Genomic DNA, 7,910 nt, shown 5'->3' on the forward strand with positions numbered 1-7,910 from the left:
CGCCGCCCCCGTCGTCAGGCGCGGCCGATGCGGTCCAGGATCCAGGCGTTGATGAACGCCTCCTCGCGCCAGGAGTCGTAGCGACCACTCGGGCCGCCGTGCCCGGCACCCATCTCGGTCTTCAGCAGATAGTCGCCGCCCGGGGCGACCGCCCGCAGCCGGGCGATCCACTTCGCCGGCTCCGAGTAGAGCACCCGGGTGTCGTTCAGGCTGGTCACCGCGAGGATCGCGGGATAGTCCACGGCGGCCACGTTCTCGTACGGGGTGTAGGACTTCATGTACGCGTACACCTCGGGGTCGTCGAGCGGGTTGCCCCACTCCTCCCACTCGGTGACGGTAAGCGGCAGCGACGGGTCGAGGATCGACGTGAGCGCGTCCACGAACGGCACCTGCGCCACGATCCCGGTGAACGCGTCCGGCGCGAGGTTGGCCACCGCGCCCATCAGCAGGCCGCCGGCCGAGGCGCCCCGGGCGACCAGCCGGTCGCTGGCCGTCCAGCCGGCCTTGACGAGGTGCCGGGCGCAGGCCACGAAGTCGGTGAAGGTGTTCTTCTTGGCCAGCAGCTTGCCCTGGTCGTACCACCGGCGACCCAGCTCACCACCGCCCCGGATGTGCGCCACCGCGAAGACCACGCCGCGGTCCAACAGGGACAGTCGGGCCACCGAGAACCACGGGTCCATGCTGGCCTCGTATGAGCCGTAGCCGTACAGCTCGCAGGGCGCCGAGCCGTCCCGGGGGGTGCCGACGCGGCAGACCAGTGAGATCGGCACCCGGGTGCCGTCGTCGGCGAGCGCCCAGTCCCGGTGCTGCTCGTACTCGGCCGGGTCGTACGGCCGCCCGTCCGGCCCGGGCAGCACGGGCTTCTGCTTGAGCAGCACCATCTGCCGGGTGACCAGGTCGTAGTCGTACACGGAGTCGGGGGTGATCAGCGAGGAGTAGCGCAGCCGGACCTGCCCGGTGCGGTACTCCGGGTTGGCGTCCAACCCGACGCTGTACAGCGGCTCGGGGAAGTCGATGTCGTACCCGTCGTCGCTGCCCACCGGCAGCACCCGCAGCCCGGTGAGCCCATCGGTGCGCAGCGACACCACCAGGTGGTTGGCGAAGGCGTCGACGGCCTCCAGCCGGGTGCCGGGGGTGTGCTCGATCAGCGGCACCCAGTCGCCCGGCGCGTCCGCCGAGGTGAACGCCAGCGCGAAGTCCTCCGCGCCGTCGTTGTGCAGGATCAGGAAACGGTGGCCGTGGTGCTCCACCGCGTATTCGACGCCCTGTCGGCGCGGGGCGATCACGGCCGGCGCGCCGGTCGGGTTGCCGGCGGGGATCACCAGCACCTCGCTGGTCACCTTGCTGTGGATGTCGATGAGGATGAACTTCTCCGACCGGGTCAGCTCCACGCCCACCCAGAACCGCTCGTCGTCCTCCTGGTGGACCACCACGTCGTCGGCGGCTGCGGAGCCGACGGTGTGCCGCCAGACCCGGTTCGGCCGCCAGGCGTCGTCCACCGTCACGTAGAACAGCACCGAGGCGTCGGTCGACCAGGCGGTGCCGTAGAACGTGTCCGGGATTTCGTCCGGCAGCAGCTCGCCGGTCGTCAGGTCCTTCACGCGCAGGGTGAATCGCTCGTCACCGGAAAAATCGGTGGAGTAGGCCAGCCAGCGACCGTCCGGGCTGACGTCGAACGCGCCGAGCGAGAAGAAGTCGTGCCCCTCGGCCAGCAGGTTGCCGTCGAGCAGCACCTCCTCGCCGTCGAGCGGGGCGCCGTCCGCGCTGACCGGCGGGTCGGTCTCGCCGTCGCGGACCGCCCGGCGGCACTGCACCCCGTACTGCTGCCCCTCGACCGTCCGGGTGTAGTACCAGTGCCCGCCCTTGCGGGTCGGCACGGACAGGTCGGTCTCCTGGGTACGCCGACGGGTCTCCTCGAACAGGTCGGCGCGCAACCCGGCCAGGTGTGCCGTACGCGCGTCGGTGTAGTCGTTCTCGGCGGTCAGGTAGGCGATCGTCTCCGGGTCGTCCTTGGCGGCGAGCCAGGCGTACTCGTCGACGACCGTGTCGCCGTGGTGGGTGCGCTCGCTGGGCACCCGCTTCGCCGCGGGCGGGGCAGTCTCGGTGGTCACGGCGGCCACGTTACCGGCCGGTGGCCGCAGCGCGCCGGACCAGCGGCATCCCGATACTCGCCACCACGCTTTTCGAACACATGTACGATGACCGGCATGGCGGCAGCAGCGAGTTCCCTCGGTCGGTCCGGAGCCCTCGAGATCACCCGGCGGTTGGCGGCGATCTGCGGTCCACCGTTCTCCCGGCTGGCCGGTCCCGCCGACGAGGTGGCGGGGCGGCCGGCGCGCTGGGTGGCCGTTCCGGGCGGCCCGCACGCCGCCGCCGAGGTGCTGCGGCTGGCCGCCGTGCACGACCTGACGGTGGTGCCCCGAGGTGCGGGCACGAAGATCGACTGGGGTGCCACCCCCGTCCAGGTCGACATCCTGCTCGACACCGGCCGGCTGGCCGGCATCGGTCACGAGCCGGCCGACGCGTTGGTGGCCGACGTGGGTGCCGGCACCCCGCTGCGGGCGGTGCAGGCCACCCTGGAGCGCACCGGCCAGCGGCTCGCGATGGACGCCCCGTCACCGGGCGCGACCCTGGGTGGGGTGCTCGCCGCCGGCGAGGCCGGCCCGCTGTCACACCGTCACGGCAGCCCCTGCGACCAACTACTCGGCGTGCGCTACCTCGCCGCCGACGGTGAGCTGGTCAGCGTCGGCGGCGCCGCGCCCGCGCTCGACCTGGCCCGCCTGCTCTGCGGCTCGCAGGGCGCGCTCGGCGTGCTGGTCTCGGCGAGCCTGCGGGTGCAGCCGGTGCCGGCGAGCAGGCTCTGGGTGTCCCGTCCGGTGTGGACCCCGCTGGAGGTGCACGACCTGGTCCGGACGATCCTCGCCGCTCGGCTGGAGCCGTCGGCCATCGAGCTGGACCTGCCCAGCGGCACCCCGCGGCCACGTACGCCGTACCCGCCCGGTCACCCGGCGGCCACCGCCCGGGAACGCCACCCCTCGATGTCCGGCCGGGCCGGTGCCCCGTCCCGGGCCGGCAGCCTGGTGGTGCTTTTGGAGGGTGGCCCCGCCGACGTCACCGAGCGGGCCGAGCGGCTGGTCGGCCTGCTGCACGGGGAGGCCACCATCGCCCACTCCGCGCCGACGTGGTGGCGCCGCTACCCGTTCGCGCCCGGTGACACGGCGCTGCGCCTGGAGGTGCCGATCGGCGATCTGCACGCCGCCGTCTACGCGCTCCGCGACGCGGCCGGCACGCCGGTGCCGGTGCGCGGGTCCGCCGGGCTGGGCGTGGTGCACGCGGCACTACCCGGAACGTTGGCGCCCGCCCGGGTGGCGTCCATTCTGGCCGCCGTCCGAGGGGTGCTGCTGGCTCGGCAGGGCCGCTGCCTGGTGGTCTCCGCTCCGGCGGCGGTCCGGCAGGCCGTCGACCTCTGGGGCGATCTGGCCGGCCTGGCCCAGCTGCGAGCCGCGAAGAGACACCTGGATCCGGAGCACCGGCTCGCGCCCGGACGGCTCCCCGGCGGCCTGTAGGGCCGGCGCGGTCCCGTCCGGCCGGGTTGGTCAGTCCAGCCACCACCGGTGCATGTCGAGCAGTGGCGGGGTGAAGCGGGCGACCAGCACCAGCAGACCGCCCACCGCACCGGTCAGCAGCAGCGCTCGGGTCATCCGGGGCATGGCCTCGCGCTCCCGGGCGGCCAGCGCCAGCGCGACGATCGCCAACGGCAGCCCGAGCAACGCACCCGCCACATAGAGCATCCCGACCACGGCATAGAGCCAGAGGAACGGGTTCAGCCCATCCATCCCGAACGGAATCAGGTCCTTCGGGTCGTACGCGCCGGTCAGCATCTCGGCCGGGCCGACGCCAGCGGTCACCATCCGACCGAGGTAGAGCAGCAGCACGGCGAGGAACGCGCCGATGGCCGCGAGCTGCGCGACGATCAGGGCCCGGACCGCCGGCCGAGAGTACGACGAGACCTGCGCGACGCTCGACATAGCCGTCAATCTACCGAGCAGAGCCGAAATCCGGGGCCGCGCGGCGGTCAGCTCGCGTCGTTGCGGAGCACCAGCACGGCGATGTCGTCCCGGGGTGGCTCCACCGAGAAGTTGATCGCCGCGGCGCGCAGCCGGGCGGCCACCACATCGGCGGAATATCCGGCCAGTGGGGCGGCGGCGTCCCGTAGCCGGTCGGTGCCGAACAGCTCCCGGCCGCGCCGCCGCTCGGTGACGCCATCGGTGTAGAAGATCAGCGAGTCGCCCGGGGCGAGCGTGATCTCCGCCGTGGGTGAGGTGATCGTGTCGAGCAGGCCGAGCGCCGTGCCGCCGGTGCCGACGAACTCGGCACCGCCCGTCCCCGCCAGCAACACCGGTCGATCGTGCCCGGCGAGGTGCAGCGACACGGCCAACTGGTCGCCCTCGCCCGGCCCGACCGCCGCCAACGCCAACGTGCAGTAACGGCCACCGCCGCGTTCGACAAGCGTCTCGTTGAGCCGGGCCAACGCCTCCGGCAACGGCTTGCCGTCGCCGACCAGCACCCGGATCACGTCCCGGACCAGCCCGGTCACCGCGGCGGCCTGCACACCCTTGCCCGAGACGTCACCGATCACCACCAGCCAGCGCCCGTCGGGCAACGGCACCACGTCGTAGAAGTCGCCCCCCACCTCGGCGTCGTCGCCGGTCGGGACGTACTCGGCAGCGAAACCGATCCCGTCCACCACCGGCAGCACCGGCGGCAGCAGAGACTGTTGGAGCGTCTGCGCCACGCGGCGGCGCTCGGCGTGGATCCGGGCGTTCTCGATGGCCAGCGCGGCCCGCCGGGCCACGTCCTCCAGCACGGCCACCTCGTCCGGGTCGTGCCGGTGCCGCTGGTGCCGCCCGACCGCCAGGGTCCCGAGCCGCTGCCCGCGGGCGATCAGCGGGACCGCGAAGCCCTCCATCGGCCCGCCCAGCGGAATCTGCGCCGCGCTGCGGGACGCCTCGCGCAGGCGGGCCTGGATCGAATCCGGACCGGTCTCCGCCAGCACCTTGTGCAACTGCGGAAGCATCGACTCGTCGGCGTGGCTGGCCGCCGCCAACCGGAGCCGGCCCCATTCGTCGGTGGTGTGCACCGCGCACCACTGACCAAGTCGCGGCACCACCAACTGCGGCACCAGCGCCATGGTCAGGTCGACGTCCAACGACTGGGCCAGCAGCTCGCTCGCCTCGGCCAGGAACGTCAGCCACACCTGCCGGCGTACGTCGGTCCGGCGTAGCCGGTCGTTCTCCAGGTGCAGCGACAGCCGCTCGGCGGTGAGCACCGCCAGCGGTCGGGCGTACGCCGACGGGGCGGCGTCCAGCTCCAACTCCCCGGCGTACGGGCGGTGCACCGTCAGCGGCACCCGGAGCAACTCGCTGCCGGGGCGGGGCGGCCGACCGAAGCGGGCCAGCACCTGGCGGCCCTGCCCGTCGCCCCGGTCCAGGCGGATCGTGCCGCCGGCCGCGCCCACCATCTCGGCGACCCGGCTGAGCAGGCTGGTGGCGAAGTCGGGCAACGGGTCGTCCCCGTACAGGTCGGGGGCGGTCTGCATGAGTTCACTCATGGCGCTGGCGCTCGGCGCGGACCGGTCGGCGCTGGTGAGCGGGCCGGCGTTGGCCGGTGTGGAGTCGCCGACGGTGCCCGCGGCGGGTGGGTCCACGCCGGGGCGGTCCAGCCGGAACCAGACGCCCTTGCCGGTGGGAAGGTAGGTGGTGCCCCAGCGGCTGGCGAAGTGGTCGACCAGGAGGAGACCCCGGCCTCGCACGGAGACCTCGTCGATCTCGGTGGCGTCGTTGCGGGTGCCGACGGTCAGCTCGTCGCCCGAGCCCGGGGCGAAGTCGGAGACGGTGACGGTCAGCCCGATGTCGTCGGCGACGACCTCGATGTCCAACTCGGTACGGGCGTGCTCGACGGCGTTGGTGGTCAGCTCGGTCGTGAGCAGCAGGGCTTCGTTGGCCAGTTCGTCCAGGTGTGACTCGGTCAACACCGAGCGGACCACGGCGCGGGCGGCGGCCGGCGTGCGGCGGTCCGCGGGCAGGCGGACACGCCGGACGGCCCCGTCCCGGGCCCCGGCCGTCGCGGGCCCCGCCTCGGCTGACACCCTCGTATCCTCCACCGTCCCCCTGCCGGGTGCCAAGCCGATCACCGATCGCGCGCTGTCGCGTCGGTCAGCGACACCGGTGGCGGCGCGCCCATCCGAGCGCTCGAATCGACGGATCCGGGATCGGGGCGAGGTTTGCGGCCCGGTGTGCCGGGTCGGTGCCGATCGGGTGGGTCGGCGGGCGATCGATGCCATCTGGCGGGTCGTGGACCCTGGCACTACGGCTCGCGCGGGCACAATATGGGGTGCCGGTGTGTCCGCACGGACCGGCGCCCCCGAGTTGAGCGAGGAATGATGACCACGGCGAAGCAGTCGGTCGCGGATCCGTCCGCGCCCGACCACGAGGCGCTCCTCGGTGAGTTGACCGAGGCCCTGCGACGGATCGGTCGCGGCGACCTGAAGGTCCGGCTTCCCCGCCGCGCCGGCGCGGCCGGTGAGGTGGCGGACGCCTTCAACGAGGTGGTCTCGCTCCAGGAGCGGCAGTACCTGGACCTGCGGCGGATCAGCCGGATCGTCGGTCGCGACGGCCGGCTCACCGAGCGGCTCGACGACGAGGGGTTGGACGGTTCCTGGGCGGAGGGGCAGCGGGCGATCAACTCGCTGATCGACGACCTGGGTCGACCGACCACGGAGATCGCCCGGGTGATCGTGGCGGTCGCCGACGGTGACCTGTCCCAGCACATGGCGTTGGAGATCGACGGCCGGCCGCTGCGCGGTGAGTACCTGCGCATCGGGCGCACCGTGAACACGATGGTGGACCAGCTGTCGTCGTTCTCCAACGAGGTGACCCGGGTGGCCCGTGAAGTGGGCACCGAGGGCAAGCTGGGCGGCCAGGCCGACGTTCGAGGCGTCGCCGGCACCTGGAAGGACCTCACCGACTCGGTGAACACGATGGCGTCGAACCTGACCGGCCAGGTGCGCTCGATCTCGCAGGTGGCGACGGCGGTGGCCAAGGGCGACCTGTCGCAGAAGATCACGGTCGGCGCGCGTGGTGAGGTCGCCGAGTTGGCCGCCACCATGAACTACCTCACCGACACGCTGCGGCTCTTCGCCGAGCAGGTGACGCGGGTGGCCCGTGAGGTGGGCACCGAGGGCAAGTTGGGTGGCCAGGCCGAGGTGCCGAACGTGGCGGGCACCTGGAAGGACCTGACCGACAGCGTCAACTCGATGGCGTCGAACCTGACCGCCCAGGTCCGGAACATCGCGCAGGTCTCCACGGCGGTGGCGCGCGGTGACCTGTCGCAGAAGATCACGGTGGCGGCGCAGGGCGAGATCCTGGAGCTGAAGGACACCGTGAACACGATGGTGGATCAGCTGTCGTCGTTCGCCGACGAGGTGACCCGGGTGGCTCGTGAGGTGGGCATCGAGGGCAAGTTGGGTGGCCAGGCCCAGGTGCGTGGCGTCTCCGGCACCTGGCGGGACCTCACCGAGAACGTCAACCAGTTGGCCGGCAACCTCACCAGCCAGGTCCGCAACATCTCCCAGGTCTCCACGGCTGTCGCGAAGGGCGACCTGTCGCAGAAGATCACAGTGGACGCCCAGGGCGAGATCCTGGAGCTGAAGAACACCGTGAACACGATGGTGGATCAGCTGTCGTCGTTCGCCGACGAGGTGACCCGGGTGGCTCGTGAGGTGGGCACCGAGGGCAACCTGGGCGGTCAGGCGCAGGTGAAGGGCGTCTCCGGCACCTGGCGGGACCTGACCGACAACGTGAACTCGATGGCGTCGAACCTGACCAGCCAGGTCCGCAACATCGCCTCGG

General features: G+C 72.4%; 5 protein-coding genes. 2 read left to right on the forward strand and 3 right to left on the reverse strand.

Going from position 1 to position 7,910, the window contains the following annotated elements; genetic code table 11:
* Window positions 1-14: 14 nt before the first annotated feature.
* Window positions 15-2,111: a S9 family peptidase gene (locus tag ACIBF8_RS22370; protein WP_396785301.1), complete on the reverse strand. Its 2,097-nt coding sequence runs from the start codon at window positions 2,109-2,111 to the stop codon at window positions 15-17.
* 96 nt (window positions 2,112-2,207) lie between these two features.
* Between ACIBF8_RS22370 and ACIBF8_RS22375 the strand changes: the two genes are divergently transcribed.
* The gene (locus ACIBF8_RS22375) at window positions 2,208-3,566 is read left to right on the forward strand and encodes an FAD-binding oxidoreductase (RefSeq protein ID WP_396785302.1); all 1,359 of its coding nucleotides are present in this window, start codon (window positions 2,208-2,210) and stop codon (window positions 3,564-3,566) included.
* Window positions 3,567-3,596: 30 nt separating this feature from the next.
* Here the strand turns inward: ACIBF8_RS22375 and ACIBF8_RS22380 are convergent, their stop codons facing one another.
* A complete protein-coding gene (locus ACIBF8_RS22380) occupies window positions 3,597-4,028 on the reverse strand; it encodes a hypothetical protein (protein WP_396785304.1) in 432 nt (143 codons plus the stop codon).
* Window positions 4,029-4,075: 47 nt separating this feature from the next.
* Window positions 4,076-6,148 (reverse strand): SpoIIE family protein phosphatase, encoded by a 2,073-nt coding sequence (locus tag ACIBF8_RS22385; RefSeq protein ID WP_396785305.1) that lies wholly within the window; start codon window positions 6,146-6,148, stop codon window positions 4,076-4,078.
* Window positions 6,149-6,442: 294 nt separating this feature from the next.
* Here ACIBF8_RS22385 and ACIBF8_RS22390 point away from each other — a divergent pair.
* The coding region (locus ACIBF8_RS22390; RefSeq protein ID WP_396785306.1) for a HAMP domain-containing protein at window positions 6,443-7,910 on the forward strand (1,468 nt) is incomplete at its 3' end.

Source organism: Micromonospora sp. NPDC050276, assembly GCF_044459545.1.
Lineage (GTDB): Bacteria > Actinomycetota > Actinomycetes > Mycobacteriales > Micromonosporaceae > Micromonospora.